This is a genomic window from Oleisolibacter albus (genome assembly GCF_003336875.1).
Taxonomy (GTDB): Bacteria; Pseudomonadota; Alphaproteobacteria; order Azospirillales; family Azospirillaceae; genus Niveispirillum; species Niveispirillum album.
In genome coordinates this window covers 297,340-312,959 of record NZ_QGNJ01000001.1, presented here as the reverse complement: position 1 = coordinate 312,959, position 15,620 = coordinate 297,340, and the positions used below count along the sequence as shown (strand labels likewise).

Genomic DNA, 15,620 nt, shown 5'->3' with positions numbered 1-15,620 from the left:
GGACCGCCGGGGCACAAGCCCGGTGACCGGGTCTGCTGACGCTGTCAGGTCCGGGGCGCGTGCCCGCTGAGGATTTCCACGGCGGCACCGATGACGGCGCCGCTGTCGAAGCGCAGGACGGTGGCGCGCCCGAACAGGGTGGCTCCCGGCCGCGTCGCCAGCAGTGTGGACAGCCGGGACTCGGCCACCACCCGGAAGAACCCCTCCGGCCGGCTGCTGAAGGCCAGGCCGGCCTGGCGCAGGGCCGTGCCGAACGGCACGGTTCCGGCCCGCACCGGCTCCCGCGCCCGCAGCGGCAGGGCCGCCATGTCCACCTCGATCACCCCCAGCTCCGCCGGGCGGGCGCTGCCGGCGGCGCGCAGCACCACGGTCCGGCGCAAAACACCGTCGGACTCGTCACGGCCGATGATGCTGATCTGCATCGGCGCCCGCCAATAGGCCTCCAGGGCCGCCGTCATGCTGCGGCCATGATCCAAAAGGTCGCGGGCGACCCGGGGCAGGGCGGCGGCGGCCACGGGAACCGGGCTCAGGCGGGGGGCGTCCGGCACCCGGGCCAGACGGTCGAACAGGGAGCGGAAGGCGGCGTCTGACATGGGCACCGGCGGGTTTCGGATGGGCGCGACCATAAGGGGCAGGGGCCGCCCTGCCAAGACATGGCGGCATGCACAGTCCGGCGGATGAGCGGGGTTGCAATGGGCGGGGCGGCGGGGTATCTAACCGCCCGTCGTCAATCCCGCACGCGGGCTTGCGGTGCGTCTGCGCATTCAGCAAACGCCCCGATCCGGTGTTCCTGGGCCGTCCGGCCGAGGAACAACGCCCGCGGAGGATCAACCGGAGAAGGAAGACCTTCCATGGCTATGCCCACCTTTACCATGCGCCAGCTCCTCGAGGCCGGCGTGCATTTCGGTCACCACACCCGCCGCTGGAACCCGAAGATGGCCCCGTACCTCTTCGGCGTGCGCAACGGCGTCCATATCATCGACCTCGAGCAGACCGTGCCGATGCTGTATCGCGGCATGCAGGCTGTTCGTGACGTCGTCGCCGGTGGCGGTCGCGTCCTGTTCGTCGGCACCAAGCGCGCCGCCCAGGACAAGGTGGCCGAAGGCGCCAAGCGCTGCGGCCAGTACTATGTCAACCACCGTTGGCTCGGCGGCATGCTGACCAACTGGAAGACCATCTCCCAGTCCATCCGTCGCCTGAAGGAAATGGACGAGATGCTGGCCGCCGGTGAGCAGTCCGGCCGCACCAAGAAGGAACTGCTGAACATGACGCGCGACCGCGACAAGCTGGAGCGCGCGCTGGGCGGTATCCGTGACATGGGCGGCCTGCCGGACCTGCTGTTCATCATCGACACCAACAAGGAATCGCTGGCCATCCAGGAAGCCAACAAGCTGGGCATTCCGGTCGTGGCCGTGGTTGACAGCAACAGCGATCCGGACGGCGTGACCTTCCCGATCCCCGGCAACGACGACGCCCTGCGCGCCATCGATACCTATTGCGAGCTGGTGGCCGGTGCGGTGCTGGACGGCCTGCAGGCCGAGATGAGCGCTGCCGGCATCGACGTGGGCGCCGCCGAGGAGGCCCCGGCCGAGGTCCTGCCGGAAGAGGGTACGGGCGAGGCTGTCGAGGCCCAGGCCTGATCGACCCGATCGACGGCCGGGCCGCGCCTGCAACCGGGTGCGGTCCGGCCGTTGTGCTGTTTGACCGAGTTTGTTCGTTTATCGACGACACCTTTGGGATAGAGAGGCTGAGATGGCCGAGATCACCGCTTCGCTCGTCAAGGACCTGCGCGAGAAGACCGGCGCGGGCATGATGGACTGCAAGAAGGCCCTGAACGAGACCCAGGGCGACCTTGAGGCCGCCATCGACTGGCTGCGCAAGAAGGGCCTGGCCGCCGCTGCCAAGAAGGCCGGCCGCGTGGCTGCCGAAGGTCTGGTCGGCGTGGCCAGCACCGGCACCGTCGGCGCTGCCGTCGAGGTCAATGCCGAGACCGACTTCGTTGCCCGCAACGAGACCTTCCAGGCCTATGTCTCCAAGGTCACCGAGCTGGCCCTGGCCGGCAACGGCGATGCGGAGGCCCTGAAGGCCGTCGCCTTCCCGGGGACCGGCCGCACCGTCGCCGAGGAGCTGACCCATCTGGTCGCCACCATCGGCGAGAACATGAATCTGCGTCGCGCTGCCAAGCTGTCGGTCACCGACGGCGTGGTCGCCACCTATGTCCACAACGCCCTGGTGGCGGGCCTGGGCAAGATCGGCGTCCTGGTGGCCCTGGAGTCCACCGGCGACAAGGCCAAGCTGGCCGAACTGGGCAAGCAGCTGGCCATGCACATCGCCGCCGCTCGTCCGGAGGCGCTGGATATCGCCGACGTCGACACCTCCGCACTGGACCGTGAGCGCGCCGTGCTCTCCGAGCAGGCCCGTGCCAGCGGCAAGCCGGAAGAGATCATCGCCAAGATGGTCGAGGGCCGGATCCGCAAGTACTACGAGGAAGTGGTGCTGCTGGAGCAGGTCTACGTCATCGACGGCGAGACCAAGGTCCGCAAGGTTATCGAGAACGCCGCCAAGGCCGTGGGCGCTCCGGTGAAGCTGACCGGCTTCGTCCGTTTCGTCCTGGGCGAGGGCATCGAGAAGGAAGCCAGCGACTTCGCGGCCGAAGTGGCCTCGATGGCGCGCTGACGCCGCCAGGATTTCAACCCCCAGACCAAGAGGCCATGCCGTGACCGCCCGCTACAAACGCGTTCTGCTGAAGCTTTCGGGCGAAGCCCTGATGGGTGAGCGGGGCTACGGCCTCGATCCGAAGGTGCTGGACCGCATGGCGCGGGAGATCAAGTCGGTTGTCGACATGGGGGTTGAGGTCTGCGCCGTGATCGGTGGCGGTAACATCTTCCGGGGGATCTCCGGAGCCGCCACCGGCATGGAGCGGGCGACCGCGGACTATATGGGCATGCTGGCCACGGTGATGAACGCCCTGGCCGTGCAGAACGCCCTGGAAAAGGCCGGCGTGCAGACGCGGGTGCAGTCGGCCATTCCCATGGCCAGCGTCTGCGAGCCCTATATCCGCCGCCGGGCTGCCCGGCACATGGAGAAGGGGCGGGTGGTGATCTTCGCCGCCGGCACGGGCAATCCCTTCTTCACCACCGACACCGCTGCGGCGTTGCGCGCGTCCGAAATGGGCTGCGATGCCATGCTGAAGGCGACCGGGGTGGACGGCGTCTATTCCGCCGACCCCAAGAAGGTGCCGGATGCCGTGCGTTATGACCGGCTGACCTATCTGGAGGTCCTGTCCAAGGATCTGCAGGTCATGGACGCGTCGGCCATTTCGCTTGCCCGTGAGAATAATATTCCTATCCTCGTCTTCTCGATCCACACCGATGGCGCCTTTGCCGAGGTGATGGCGGGTCGTGGAAAGTTCACCATCATTACCGAAGAGGCATAAGGTGGCCGCTCCCGACATAAAGGACGTCGAGCGCCGGATGTCCGGTGCCGTCGAAACGCTCCGCAAGGAATTCGCCGGTCTGCGCACGGGCCGTGCGTCGGCCAGTCTGCTGGAGCCCGTGTCCGTTGACGCCTATGGCAGCACGGTGCCGTTGCATCAGGTTGCCAACGTCAGCGTGCCCGAGCCCCGTCTGATCACGGTGTCGGTCTGGGACCGGGCCACCGTGAAGGCGGTCGAGAAGGCCATCCGCGAGGCCGGTCTGGGGCTGAACCCGCAGACGGAAGGCCAGACCATCCGTGTGCCGGTCCCGGAGCTGAACCAGGAGCGCCGCAAGGAGCTGAGCAAGGTCGCCGCCAAATATGCCGAACATGCCCGGGTTGCCGTGCGCAATGTGCGCCGCGACGGCATGGACATGCTGAAGAAGCAGCAGAAGGATGGCGACCTGTCCGAAGACGAGCTGAAGGTCTGGTCGGACAAGGTGCAGGGCATGACCGACGCCCACATCAAGAAGATCGATGAGGCGCTGGCCGCCAAGGAAAAAGAGATCATGCAGGTCTGACCGGGACCGCAGGAAGGCGCCCGCCCATGCTCAGCTCCGTCAGTCAGACGTCTGGCCCGCCCCCGGTCCATATCGCCATCATCATGGATGGCAATGGGCGCTGGGCCAAGGCGCGGGGACTGCCCCGCACCGCCGGCCACAAGAAGGGTGTCGAGGCGGTCCGGACCGCCCTGACGGCGGCGCAGGAGCTTGGGGTGCGCTATCTCACCCTCTACAGCTTCTCCACCGAGAATTGGAGCCGTCCGCAGGACGAGGTGTCGGCGCTGATGCAGCTGCTGCGCTTCTACCTGCGGGGCGAAATCGCCTCCCTGCACAAGAACAATGTGCGCGTCCGCATCATCGGCGAGCGGTCCCGGCTGTCGGCCGATATCCAGTCCATGGTCGAGCATGCGGAAACGCTGACGGCGGGCAACACCGGGCTGACCCTGGTGCTGGCCCTGAGCTATGGCGGCCGGCCGGAATTGGTGACGGCCACCCGCCGCATCGCCGAGGCGGTGCAGTCCGGCCGGCTGGCGCTGGATGATATCGACGATTCGGTGGTTTCCTCCCACCTGTTCACCGCCGGCATTCCCGATCCTGATCTGGTCATCCGCACCAGTGGGGAAAAACGCATCAGCAACTTCCTGCTCTGGCAGATGGCCTATGCGGAACTGGTCTTCCTCGATACGCTGTGGCCGGATTTCTCCAAGCGTGATCTGGAAGATGCCATCGAGGAGTTCCACCGGCGCGACCGCCGGTACGGGGCATCGGCAGGCAGCCGCTGACGTGGCGCCGCCGCCGTCCTCCCGCGCGGGCGATCTGACGATCCGCATCCTCTCCGCGGTCCTGCTGGGGCCACCGGTGCTGGCCGCCGTCTGGTATGGCGGCTGGGTGTTCCAGGCCCTGGTGCTGCTGGCGGCGTTGCTGTCGGTGCGGGAATGGGTACGGCTGGTGGAGCCGGGGGCACGGCGTCTGCCGCTGCTGCTGTCGCTGGCCTGCGTGGCCGCCGTGGTCGTCACCGGCATGGGCTGGGGCTGTCTGGTCGCCCTGTGGGTGGCCGCAGCCGCCACGCCGGTGCTGTTCCTGGCCGTCAAGGCCGTGCGGGCCGGCCACGCCAAGGCTCTGGCCTTCGCCATCCCCTATATCGCCGTCGCCTGCCTGGCCCTGATGTGGGTGCGGACGGAGACGGGGGAGGCGGGGCTGCCGCTGTTCCTGTTCCTGCTGCTGGCCATCTGGGCCACGGATATCGGGGCCTATGCCGCCGGTCGCAGCATCGGCGGGCCGAAGCTGGCGCCACGCATCAGCCCGAAGAAGACCTGGGCCGGCCTGATCGGCGGCATGGCGGCGGCGGCTCTGGTGGGCTATGGCGTCGCCGCCCTGTTCGGGGCCCGGCTGCCGGCCGTCGGCGCCGGACTCGCGGCGGTGCTGGCCGTGGCCGGGCAGGCGGGGGATCTGTTCGAGTCCTACGTCAAGCGCCGGCGGGATGTGAAGGATAGCGGGACGCTGATCCCGGGCCATGGCGGTCTGCTGGACCGTATCGACGGCCTGATCGTGGCTGCGCCCCTTTTCGCCCTGTTCCATGGGCTTCTTGGTGAATGGGTGCAATGGTGGTGACGTCGACTCTGACGGCGGCGGCCGGAACCGGCCGGCCGCGCAGCGTGACGGTGCTGGGCAGCACGGGCTCGGTCGGCTGCAACACGGTGGAGCTTCTGGCCGCATCCCCCGGTCACTATGAGGTCGAGGCGCTGGTCGCCAACCGCAATGTCGAGCGGCTGGCGCAGCAGGCCCGCCAGTTGCGGGCGCGGCTGGCCGTGGTGGCCGATTCCGCCTGCTATGGTGCTTTGAAGGATGCGCTGGCCGGGACCGGCATCGCTGTGGCGGCGGGGCCGGAGGCGGTGGTCGAGGCGGCGCAGCGCCCGGCCGACTGGGTCATGGCCGCCATCGTCGGCGCCGCCGGACTGGAGTCGGCCCTGGCCGCGGTGCGCCGCGGGGCCATGGTCGGGTTGGCCAACAAGGAGTGTCTGGTCTGCGCCGGCGCCCTGATGATGGCCGAGGTGCGGCGGCACGGCGCCACGCTGCTGCCGGTGGACAGCGAACACAACGCCATCTTCCAGGTTCTGGACACCCGCCAGCCTGAAGCGGTCAGCCGGCTGATCCTGACGGCTTCGGGCGGCCCCTTCCGCACCTGGACGCGGGCGCAGATGGCGGCGGCGACTCCGGCCCAGGCCGTGGCCCATCCCAACTGGTCGATGGGCGCCAAGATCTCGGTCGACAGCGCGTCGATGATGAACAAGGGGTTGGAACTGATCGAAGCCCACCACCTGTTCGCCATGCCGGAGGCCCGGATCGACGTGCTGGTGCATCCGCAATCCGTGGTCCACAGTCTGGTCGAGTATGTGGACGGGTCCGTGCTGGCCCAGCTGGGCACGCCGGATATGCGCACGCCCATCGCTGTGGCCCTGGGCTGGCCCCGGCGTATCCCGACCCCCGGCGCGCGGCTGGATCTGGTCAGCGCGGCGCGGCTGGAGTTCCAGGCGCCGGACCCGGAACGGTTCCCGGCGCTGCGGCTGGCGCGGCAGGCCTTGCAAAGCGGGGGGGCCGCTCCTACAGTGCTGAACGCTGCGAATGAGCGTGCGGTGCAGGGATTCCTGGATGGTCGTATCGGCTTCCTGGATATCGAGCGGGTGGTGGAGACCGCATTGACGGAATTGCCCCATGGGCCGCTGCAGACGCTCGACGATGTGCGGCAGGCGGATCGCGACGCCCGCCGCCATGCGGATGCCCAAATCTCCGGATTGAGTAGCGGCTCCTGACGCGGGGGAGCCTGGAGGCACAGCACATGGAAGTATTCAGCTTCATCTGGAACTACGGGATCATGTTCCTGGTGGTGCTGACCGTTCTCGTGTTCGTGCATGAGTTCGGGCACTACTGGGCCGCCCGGCGCAACGGCGTGCGGGTCGATGTCTTCTCCATCGGATTCGGGCCGGAGATCTTCGGTTTCCATGACCGGGCGGGCACGCGCTGGAAGTTCAGCCTGATCCCGCTGGGTGGCTATGTGAAGATGTTCGGCGATGCCGACGCCACCAGCCGGCCGGGCGAGGAGGTCAGGACCATGACCGCCGAGGAGCGGCAGGTGTCCTTCTTCCACAAGCGGCTGGGACAGAAGGCCATCATCGTCGCCGCCGGCCCGATCGCCAATTTCCTGTTCGCCATCATCGTGCTGGCCTTGATGTTCATGCTGTATGGGCAGCCCTACACCCCGCCGGTGGTGCAGGAGGTGCAGCCCGACGGCGCCGCTGCCGCGGCTGGGATTCAGGCCGGTGACAGCATTGTCAGCGTCAACGGATCGGGCGTGGACCGGTTCCAGGACGTGCTGCAGGTCATCGTGCTCAACCCCGGTGTGCCGCTGGAGATGGTGGTGGAGCGCAACGGCACCCGGGTGCCGGTGACGGTGACGCCGCGTCCCGTGCAGCTGACCGACCGCTTCGGTAACAGCCACACCATCGGCCGCCTTGGCGTCCTGCGGGGCGCCGACGAATACCGCAAGCAACCGCCGCTGACCGCGGTGGTGCAGGCCATGCGCGAGACCTGGAGCCTGACGACCGGCACGCTGGATGCCGTGTGGCAGATGGCCGCCGGGGTGCGCAGCACCGAAGAGCTGGGCGGCCCTCTGCGCATCGCGCAGATGTCGGGTCAGGTGGCCCAGACCAGCTTTGTCGCTCTGGTCTGGTTCCTGGCCGTGCTGTCCATCAATCTCGGTCTGATCAATCTGTTTCCGGTGCCGATGTTGGATGGCGGCCATCTGCTCTTCTACGGCATCGAAGCCGCGCGCGGTCGCCCTCTCGGCGAGCGGGCACAGGAATATGGTTTCCGGATCGGTCTTGCTTTGGTATTGAGCTTGATGGTCTTCGCCACATGGAATGACCTCGTCCACCTGCGTGTGGTCGAGTTCTTCAGGGATCTTCTCTCCTAGCCTTTCGGGGGAACGCTTGGGTTCGGTTTCCAGGGTCGCGGCGCTGTGCCTGCTGATTGGCAGCACCACCGCTACGTCGGTCATTGCGCTGACTTCCGGCGCCATGGCCCAGCAGGCCTTTGATGGCGGTACAATCCGGGAGATCCGGGTCGAGGGGACGCAACGCATCGAGGGGGCGACCGTCCGGTCGTACCTGACGGTCCAGCCCGGCGATTCGTTCGATCCGCAACGCATCGACCAGTCGCTGAAGTCGCTGTTCGCCACCGGCCTGTTTGCCGACGTCACGCTGCGGCGCGATGGCGGCACGCTGGTGGTGACGGTGGTCGAGAATCCCATCATCAACCGCATCTCCTTCGAGGGGAACAAGCGGGTGAAGACGGAGGATCTGACCGCCGAGGTGCAGCTGCGTCCGCGCGTGGTCTATACCCGGACCCGCGTGCAGAACGATGTCCAGCGCATGCTGGAGGTCTATCGCCGCGGTGGCCGCTTCGCCGCCCGTATCGAGCCGAAGATCATCCAGCTGGAACAGAACCGCGTCGATCTGGTGTTCGAGATCGACGAAGGGCAGCTGACCGGCGTGCAGCAGATCAACTTCATCAACAACAATGTCTTCAGCGACAGCGATCTGAAGGACATCATGCTGACGAAGGAGTCGCGCTGGTGGCGGTTCCTGTCCAGCAGCGACACCTATGATCCCGATCGCCTGCGTTACGACCAGGAGCAGATCCGCCGCTTCTATCTGCGCAACGGCTATGCCGACTTCCGAGTGCTGTCCTCCATCGCCGAGCTGACGCCCGACCGCGAGGATTTCTTCATCACCATGACGGTGGATGAGGGCAAGCGCTACAAGTTCGGCAAGATCGAGATCAAGAGCGACATTCCCGAACTCAATCCCGAACTGCTGCGTCCCTTCATCATCGCGCAGTCGGGCGAGTGGTATAACGCCGACCTGATCGAGAGCAGCGTCAATCTGCTGACCGATCGCCTGGGCGATATGCAGTACGCCTTCATCAATATCGATCCGCTGCTGCAGCGCAACCAGGAGGACCAGACCGTCGATCTGGTCTTCGAGATCAACGAGAGCCCGCGCGTCTATGTCGAGCGTATCAACGTGGTCGGCAATACCGGCACGCTCGACAAGGTCATCCGCCGCGAAATGCTGCTGGTGGAGGGCGATCCGTTCAGCACCTCGAAGATCAAGCGTTCGGAACAGCGCATCAAGGATCTTGGCTTCTTCCAGGACGTGGAGATCAAGACCGCCGAAGGCAGCACGCGCGACCAGTCGGTGGTCACCGTCAATCTGACGGAACAGCCCACCGGTGAAATCCAGGTCGGCGCCGGCTATTCCACGTCCGACGGCGCCCTGATCGACTTCTCCATCCGGCAGCGCAACCTGTTGGGCAAAGGCCAGGATCTGCGCCTGTCCACGCTGCTGTCCAGCCGCACCTTCGAGCTGGATCTGAGCTTCACCGAGCCCTATTTCCTTGATCGCGATCTGGCGGCCGGTGTCGATCTGTTCCGCATCGTGCGCGACAGCAATGACGACTACTCCTATTCCTACGATCTGAAGAGCACCGGTATGGTGCTGCGCGCCGGCTATCCCCTGTCGGACCGTCTGCGCCAGCGCCTCAGCTATACGGTGGCGGCCAACACCATCGACAATGTCCGCAGCACGGCGTCGCGCTTCGTTCAGGATCAGGAAGGCACCAGCATCAAATCGTCGGTCGAATCACAGCTGATGTATGATGCCCGCAACAGCCGCCTCAATCCGACCGACGGCTATTACGTGATGCTGGCCAACGAGTTCGCCGGTGTGGGCGGCAATGTGCGCTATCTCAGCAACCGGGTGACGGCCGGCACCTATTGGGGGTTGGCGGAGGATTGGGTCCTGGGCCTGACCACCGAGGCGGGCTACCTGGCCAAGCTGGGCAAGCGCATCCGCATCAACGACCGCTTCTTCCTGGGCGGCGATACGCTGCGCGGTTTCGAGCCGGGCGGTATCGGTCCGCGCGCTTTCACCTACAGCAGCACCACCGGTCAGGTGCTGGACAGCGAAGGCGATGCCCTGGGCGGCACCATCTTCAGCCGCGCCAGCCTGGAACTGACCCTGCCGGTCGGTCTGCCGGACGAGCTGGGGGTGAAGGCCCATGCCTTCACCGATGCCGGCACGCTGACCAAGTCGGGCAGCGGCCAGCCGGAGCAGAACGAAATCTTCCGTGACGATTCCAGCGTCCGCTGGTCGGCCGGTGTGGGCCTGTCGTGGAAGTCGCCGTTCGGTCCGATTCGTCTGGATCTGGCCTATCCGATCCAGAAGGAGGAATATGACCGGACCGAGACCTTCCGGTTCAGCTTCGGAACCCGCTTCTAAGGAGACGGGGCATGTCGCTCCGCGGCTGGATACGGATCGGCCCGGCCCTGATCGCCGGCATGATCTGGGCGGGTGCCGCCGGGGCGCAGGATACGGGCGGGCTGCCCGGCACGGGGGGACTGTCCGGCCAGGCTGAGCCGGGCCAGGACCCGGTGGTGCTGCCGCCGGCCAGCACGGCGCCGGGTTCCCCGTCCGCTACACCGGCCGCCCCGCCGGCGGCGTGGTCTGCCGGCACGCGGCTGGTGGTGGTCAATGTCAAGATGCTGCTGGAGGAATCGCGGGCGGCCCGCAGCCTGCAGCAACAGCTGGATGCGCAGAAGGAGACGCTGGCGCGGGATATGAACGCCCAGCAGGACCGCCTCAGCGCTGCCGAGCAGGAACTGGCGAACCTGCGCAAGACTGCCTCACCGGAGGAATTCGATCGCCGCCGGTCGGAGTTCGAGCGGGAGGTCATGGCCACCAGCCGGGCCACGCAGGACCGGACGCGCCGGCTCGACGCGGCCTTCAATCAGGGCCGCAACCAGCTTCTGGAAGCCCTGCGCGACGTGGTGGCGCAGGTGGCGGGCGAGCGGGGCGCAACAGTGGTGATCTCGTCCCAGTTCGTGCTTTACCAGACCGACCGTTCCGTGGATATCACCGACGCGGTCATGCAGCGGCTCAACGCCAAGCTGCCGACCATCACCGTTCATCTGCCGCAGCAGTGAGATCATGGCGGACCCACGTTTCTTCCATCGCGCCGGCCCCTTCCGTCTGGCGGATCTGGCGCGCATCGCCGGAGCCGAGCTGTCGGACGGCGCCGACCCCGACCGGCTGATCTCGGATGTGGCGGCGCTGGACCAGGCCGGACCGCAGCAGCTGAGCTTTCTCGACAACAAGAAATATGCGGAGGCCTTCGCCGTCAGCGCGGCCGGTGCCTGTGTGGTGCATCCGGCCATGGCGTCGCGGGCTCCGGCGGGCATGGCTCTGCTGCTGACCAAGCGGCCGTACAAGGGCTATGCCCTGTGCGCCCAGGCCTTCTATCCCAATCCCGCACCGGATGGCGGCATCGCCGTCGGCGCCCATGTGCATCCAACGGCCGAGATCGGGCCGGGCACCGAGGTGGCGCCCGGCGCGGTGGTGGAGGCGGGCGCGCGGATCGGGGCCGGCTGCCGCATCGGCGCCAATGCCGTCATTGGCCGCAATGTGGTGGTGGGGGACAACAGTGTGGTCGGCCCCTGCGCCTCGCTGACGCACTGCCTGATCGGGTCCCGGGTGGTGATCTATCCCGGCGCCCGCATCGGCCAGGATGGATTTGGCTTCGCCATGGATCTGGCCGGGCATGTGCGTGTGCCGCAGCTTGGCCGCGTCATCGTCGAAGATGATGTGGAGATCGGTGCCAATGTCACCATCGATCGCGGCGCCGGCCCTGATACCGTCATCGGTCGGGGGTGCATGATTGATAATTTGGTTCAGATCGGGCACAACGTGGCGCTCGGCCCGGGCTGCGTGATCGTCGCCCAGGCCGGAATTTCGGGAAGCACCAAGCTGGACCACCATGTCGTCCTGGCGGCCCAGGCGGGCGTCACCGGCCATCTGAAGATCGGCGCCGGTGCGCAGATCGCCGCGCAGAGCGGGGTCATGCGGGATGTGGCGCCGGGCGAGAAGGTCGGGGGATCTCCGGCCGTGCCGATGCGCCAATGGCTGCGGCAGGTCGCCGTTCTGGGACGGCTGGTGCGTGTTAAAGGTGATCAGGGCGATGGACGCGACAGCTGAACGCAAGACGGTGACCGATCTCGACATTCATCGGATCATGCAGATGATCCCTCATCGGTACCCGATGCTCCTGATTGACAGGATCGTGGATATCGTTGATGGCGAGAGCTGCACGGGCATCAAGAACGTCACCATCAACGAGCCGTTCTTTACCGGCCATTTTCCGGCGCGTCCGGTCATGCCCGGCGTGATGATCGTGGAGGCCATGGCCCAGACCTCGGCCGTGCTGGTGATGCACACGCTGGGACAGTCGGCCGAAGGCAAGCTGGTCTATTTCATGGGCATCGACGAGGCGCGCTTCCGCCGCCCGATCGGCCCGGGCGACCGCATCGAGATCAAGGTGCAGAAGATCCAGAACCGCCGCACCGTCTGGAAGTTCAAGGGTGAAGCCTGGGTCGATGGCCAGCTCTGCGCCGAGGCCAGCTACACCGCCATGATCGTCATGGATTGAGCCCCGCTTTCCCGGTCCGTCAGGATTGGGCCGCGGCGGTGACGCCGCGCTCCCCGCGGGCCGGGTCCGGACGGCATGGTAATATTCTGTAAAGAACAGTGATTTGCGCCGAATCGGCCGCCGCGTCTAAGACCTTCGGCCAGGAAGTCTGACCGGCCGTCGCCGCCGCGGCTGGCTTGGATGGTGGCTGCCGGAACCTGGTCGCCCGCGTCCGATGCCGAGCCCGGCGCGGGCGGTCTCAGACTTTCCCCGCTTCCGGTCCGTCCAGCAGGAACAGCGTTCATGCCTGTCAGCCTTCATCCGACCGCCGTTGTCGACCCCGCGGCCCGGCTTGGTGCCGATGTGTCGATCGGTCCCTTCTGTGTCGTCGGCCCCGATGTGGAACTGGGGGACGGGGTCCGGCTGATTTCGCATGTGGTGGTGGATGGCCGCACACGCATCGGCAGCGGCACGGTGATCTATCCCTTCGCCTCCATCGGCCTGCCGCCACAGGATCTGAAGTACCGGGGCGAACCGTCGGAACTGGTGATCGGCCGCAACAACCGCATCCGTGAGCATGTGACCATGAATCCGGGCACGGAGGGCGGCGGCATGCTGACCTCGGTCGGGGATGGCGGGCTGTTCATGGTCGGTGTCCATATCGGCCACGACTGCCGCGTCGGCAATGGCGTGATCTTCGCCAACAATGCCACCCTGGGCGGCCATGTCGAGGTGGGGGATTACACCGTGATCGGCGGCCTGTCGGCCGTGCACCAGTTCGTCCGCATCGGCGCCCATGCCATGATCGGCGGCATGACCGGGGTGGAGGCCGATGTCGTTCCCTTCGGTCTGGTCAAGGGGGAGCGCGGTCATCTGGCCGGCCTCAACCTGGTCGGTCTGGAACGCCGCGGCTTCGCCAAGGAGGAGATCCACGGCCTGCGGCATGCCTTCAAGCAACTGTTCGGTGGCGAGGGCACCCTGGCCGACCGCACGGCCTTGGTGGCCGAGTCCTTCCCCGACCGGGCGCTGGTGGCCCAGATGCTGGCCTTTCTGGCCGAGCGCGGGTCGCGGGCGCTGACCCTGCCGCGCTGAGCCATGGCGGCCACGCTCGGCATCCTGGCCGGTGGCGGCGATCTGCCGGCCCGCCTGATCGACGCCTGCCGTCGCGATGGACGGCCGCTGTTCGTCATCGCCCTGGAGGGACAGGCCGAAGCGGAGCGGCTGCCCGCCGATGTGCCGCAGGCCTGGTTCCGCATGGGGGCTGCCGGCGCCATCCTCGACCGGCTGAAGGCCGAAGGGGTGCGCGACATCGTCATGGCCGGCCGTGTGCGCCGGCCGTCCCTGTCGGAACTGCGGCCGGACTGGAAGGCCGCCCAGTTCTTCGCCCGCATCGGGGCCCGTGCCCTGGGTGATGACGGGCTGCTGCGCAGCGTCGTCGGTCTGCTGGAGCAGGAGGGGTTCCGTGTCGTCGGTGTGCAGGACCTGACCGGAGACCTGCTGACCCCGGCCGGCACCCTGGGGCGGGTGGCGCCGGATGCGGCGGCCCTGGCCGATATCGACCATGGCATCGCGGTCGCCCGGGCGCTGGGGCGGCTCGATGTGGGGCAGGCCGTGGTGGTGCAGCAGGGGCTGGTGCTGGGCGTGGAGGCCATCGAGGGCACCGATGCCCTGGTCGCCCGCTGCGCCGGGCTGAAGCGCGACGGTGCCGCCCCGGTGCTGGTGAAGATGCGCAAGCCGCAACAGGACGGGCGCCTGGATCTGCCGACCTTCGGACCGGAGACGCTGCGCGGAGCCGCCGCCGCCGGCTTCGCCGGGATCGCGGCCGAGGCTGGTGGCACCCTGCTGCTGGCCCGTGACGAGGTGCGCCGGCTGGCCGATGCCGCCGGCCTGTTCGTGGTCGGCGTGACGCCGTCAGATGAAGGCAAGGCTCCATGACCGACGCGCCGCTGATCTTCCTCATCGCCGGGGAACCGTCTGGCGATGTCATCGGCGGGCGGCTGATGGCCGCCCTGAAGGACGCCACCGGCGGCAAGGTCCGCTTCGCCGGAGTCGGCGGGGAGCGCATGACGGCCCAGGGGCTGGTGTCGCTGTTCCCCATGGAGGAGCTGGCCCTGTTCGGGCTGGCCGAACTTCTGCCCAAGCTGCCCAACCTGCTGCGGCGTCTGGACCAGACCACCCGCGCCGTGCTCGACCATGCCCCTGACGCCCTGGTCAGCATCGATGCGCCGGATTTCTGTTTCCGCATCGCCCGGCGCGTGCGCAAGGCCGGCAGCCCGGTGCCCCTGATCCATTATGTGGCCCCCACGGTCTGGGCCTGGCGGCCGAAGCGGGCCAAGACCGTGGCCGGCTTCCTGGACCATCTGCTGGCGTTGCTGCCGTTCGAGCCGCCCTATTTCGAGAAGGAGGGGCTGCCCTGCAGCTTCGTCGGCCATCCCGTGGTGGAGGGCGGGGCCGACAAGGGCGATGGCCGGCGCTTCCGCGACAGGTTCGGCCTCGCGGCCGACACGCCGCTGCTGACCGTGCTGCCGGGCAGCCGCCGCAGCGAGGTGACAACGCTGTTGCCGGATTTCGGGGAGACGCTGCGGTTGCTGGCGCAGCGCTTTCCGGACCTGCACGTGGTGGTGCCGACCGTGCCGCAGGTGGCGCCGCTGGTCGGGGCCGCGGTCAAGGGCTGGCCGCTGCCGACCATCCTGGTGCAGGGCGACGCGGACAAGTACGACGCCTTCGCCGCCAGCACTGCGGCCCTGGCCGCGTCCGGCACCGTGGCGCTGGAACTGGCGCTGGCGCGGTTGCCGGCGGTCGTGGCCTACCGCATCCATCCGCTGACCTACCGGCTCTACCGTCGGCTGATCCGCGTCCGCTTCGTCAATCTGGTCAACATCATGCTGGACCGGCCGCTTGTGCCGGAACTGTTGCAGGGGGACTGCACACCGGACCGGCTGGCCGAGCAGGTGGGGCGGTTGCTGTCAGACCCCACCGCCCGCCAGGGCCAGATCGACGGCGTGTCCGAGGTCTCGCGCTGGCTCGGTCAGGGCGATGTGCCGCCCAGCCGCCGTGCGGCCGACGTGGTGCTGCGGGTCATCGCGGAGCACCGGCACGTGGCGCGGGGCTGACACCGGAAGC

16 protein-coding genes are annotated in these 15,620 nt (G+C 67.6%); 15 read left to right on the top strand and 1 reads right to left on the bottom strand.

What is annotated here, in order from left to right; all coding sequences use genetic code 11:
• Positions 1 to 44 precede the first annotated feature (44 nt).
• Positions 45 to 593 (bottom strand): hypothetical protein, encoded by a 549-nt coding sequence (locus DK368_RS01525; RefSeq protein WP_114391782.1) that lies wholly within the window; start codon positions 591 to 593, stop codon positions 45 to 47.
• A 258-nt stretch (positions 594 to 851) separates the two neighbouring features.
• Between DK368_RS01525 and rpsB the strand changes: the two genes are divergently transcribed.
• The 15 genes from rpsB (at position 852) to lpxB (ending at position 15,610) form a co-directional block, all read left to right on the top strand.
• Positions 852 to 1,640: a 30S ribosomal protein S2 gene (gene rpsB / locus DK368_RS01520; RefSeq protein ID WP_114391781.1), complete on the top strand. Its 789-nt coding sequence runs from the start codon at positions 852 to 854 to the stop codon at positions 1,638 to 1,640.
• 112 nt (positions 1,641 to 1,752) lie between these two features.
• Positions 1,753 to 2,676, top strand: coding sequence for a translation elongation factor Ts (gene tsf, locus DK368_RS01515; protein ID WP_114391780.1), 924 nt, complete (start codon positions 1,753 to 1,755; stop codon positions 2,674 to 2,676).
• A 10-nt stretch (positions 2,677 to 2,686) separates the two neighbouring features.
• Positions 2,687 to 3,436, top strand: coding sequence for a UMP kinase (gene pyrH, locus DK368_RS01510; protein ID WP_338045688.1), 750 nt, complete (start codon positions 2,687 to 2,689; stop codon positions 3,434 to 3,436).
• Positions 3,437 to 3,473: 37 nt separating this feature from the next.
• Positions 3,474 to 3,995: a ribosome recycling factor gene (frr, locus tag DK368_RS01505; RefSeq protein ID WP_420818881.1), complete on the top strand. Its 522-nt coding sequence runs from the start codon at positions 3,474 to 3,476 to the stop codon at positions 3,993 to 3,995.
• Between the two features lie 26 nt (positions 3,996 to 4,021).
• A complete protein-coding gene (locus DK368_RS01500; RefSeq protein WP_114391777.1) occupies positions 4,022 to 4,759 on the top strand; it encodes an isoprenyl transferase in 738 nt (245 codons plus the stop codon).
• Position 4,760: 1 nt separating this feature from the next.
• Entirely contained in the window at positions 4,761 to 5,588 is an 828-nt protein-coding gene (locus DK368_RS01495; RefSeq protein WP_240002283.1) for a phosphatidate cytidylyltransferase, read from the top strand.
• The gene (locus DK368_RS01490; RefSeq protein WP_114391775.1) at positions 5,579 to 6,787 is read left to right on the top strand and encodes a 1-deoxy-D-xylulose-5-phosphate reductoisomerase; all 1,209 of its coding nucleotides are present in this window, start codon (positions 5,579 to 5,581) and stop codon (positions 6,785 to 6,787) included. Before DK368_RS01495 ends, DK368_RS01490 begins: the two co-directional genes overlap by 10 nt.
• A 26-nt stretch (positions 6,788 to 6,813) precedes the next feature.
• Positions 6,814 to 7,947: an RIP metalloprotease RseP gene (gene rseP / locus DK368_RS01485; protein WP_114391774.1), complete on the top strand. Its 1,134-nt coding sequence runs from the start codon at positions 6,814 to 6,816 to the stop codon at positions 7,945 to 7,947.
• 16 nt (positions 7,948 to 7,963) lie between these two features.
• Complete coding sequence (gene bamA, locus DK368_RS01480; RefSeq protein WP_338045687.1) at positions 7,964 to 10,315, top strand: outer membrane protein assembly factor BamA; 2,352 nt, start codon at positions 7,964 to 7,966, stop codon at positions 10,313 to 10,315.
• An 11-nt stretch (positions 10,316 to 10,326) separates the two neighbouring features.
• Positions 10,327 to 11,019, top strand: coding sequence for an OmpH/Skp family outer membrane protein (locus tag DK368_RS01475; RefSeq protein WP_114391772.1), 693 nt, complete (start codon positions 10,327 to 10,329; stop codon positions 11,017 to 11,019).
• 4 nt (positions 11,020 to 11,023) lie between these two features.
• The gene (lpxD, locus tag DK368_RS01470) at positions 11,024 to 12,067 is read left to right on the top strand and encodes a UDP-3-O-(3-hydroxymyristoyl)glucosamine N-acyltransferase (protein WP_114391771.1); all 1,044 of its coding nucleotides are present in this window, start codon (positions 11,024 to 11,026) and stop codon (positions 12,065 to 12,067) included.
• Positions 12,051 to 12,518: a 3-hydroxyacyl-ACP dehydratase FabZ gene (gene fabZ / locus DK368_RS01465; RefSeq protein WP_114391770.1), complete on the top strand. Its 468-nt coding sequence runs from the start codon at positions 12,051 to 12,053 to the stop codon at positions 12,516 to 12,518. Before lpxD ends, fabZ begins: the two co-directional genes overlap by 17 nt.
• A 282-nt stretch (positions 12,519 to 12,800) precedes the next feature.
• Complete coding sequence (lpxA, locus tag DK368_RS01460; RefSeq protein ID WP_114391769.1) at positions 12,801 to 13,589, top strand: acyl-ACP--UDP-N-acetylglucosamine O-acyltransferase; 789 nt, start codon at positions 12,801 to 12,803, stop codon at positions 13,587 to 13,589.
• Positions 13,590 to 13,592: 3 nt separating this feature from the next.
• A complete protein-coding gene (locus DK368_RS01455) occupies positions 13,593 to 14,432 on the top strand; it encodes an LpxI family protein (RefSeq protein ID WP_114391768.1) in 840 nt (279 codons plus the stop codon).
• Positions 14,429 to 15,610, top strand: a complete 1,182-nt coding sequence (gene lpxB, locus DK368_RS01450; protein ID WP_114391767.1) for a lipid-A-disaccharide synthase — start codon at positions 14,429 to 14,431, stop codon at positions 15,608 to 15,610. The genes DK368_RS01455 and lpxB overlap by 4 nt, the downstream gene beginning before the upstream one ends.
• Positions 15,611 to 15,620: the final 10 nt, after the last annotated feature.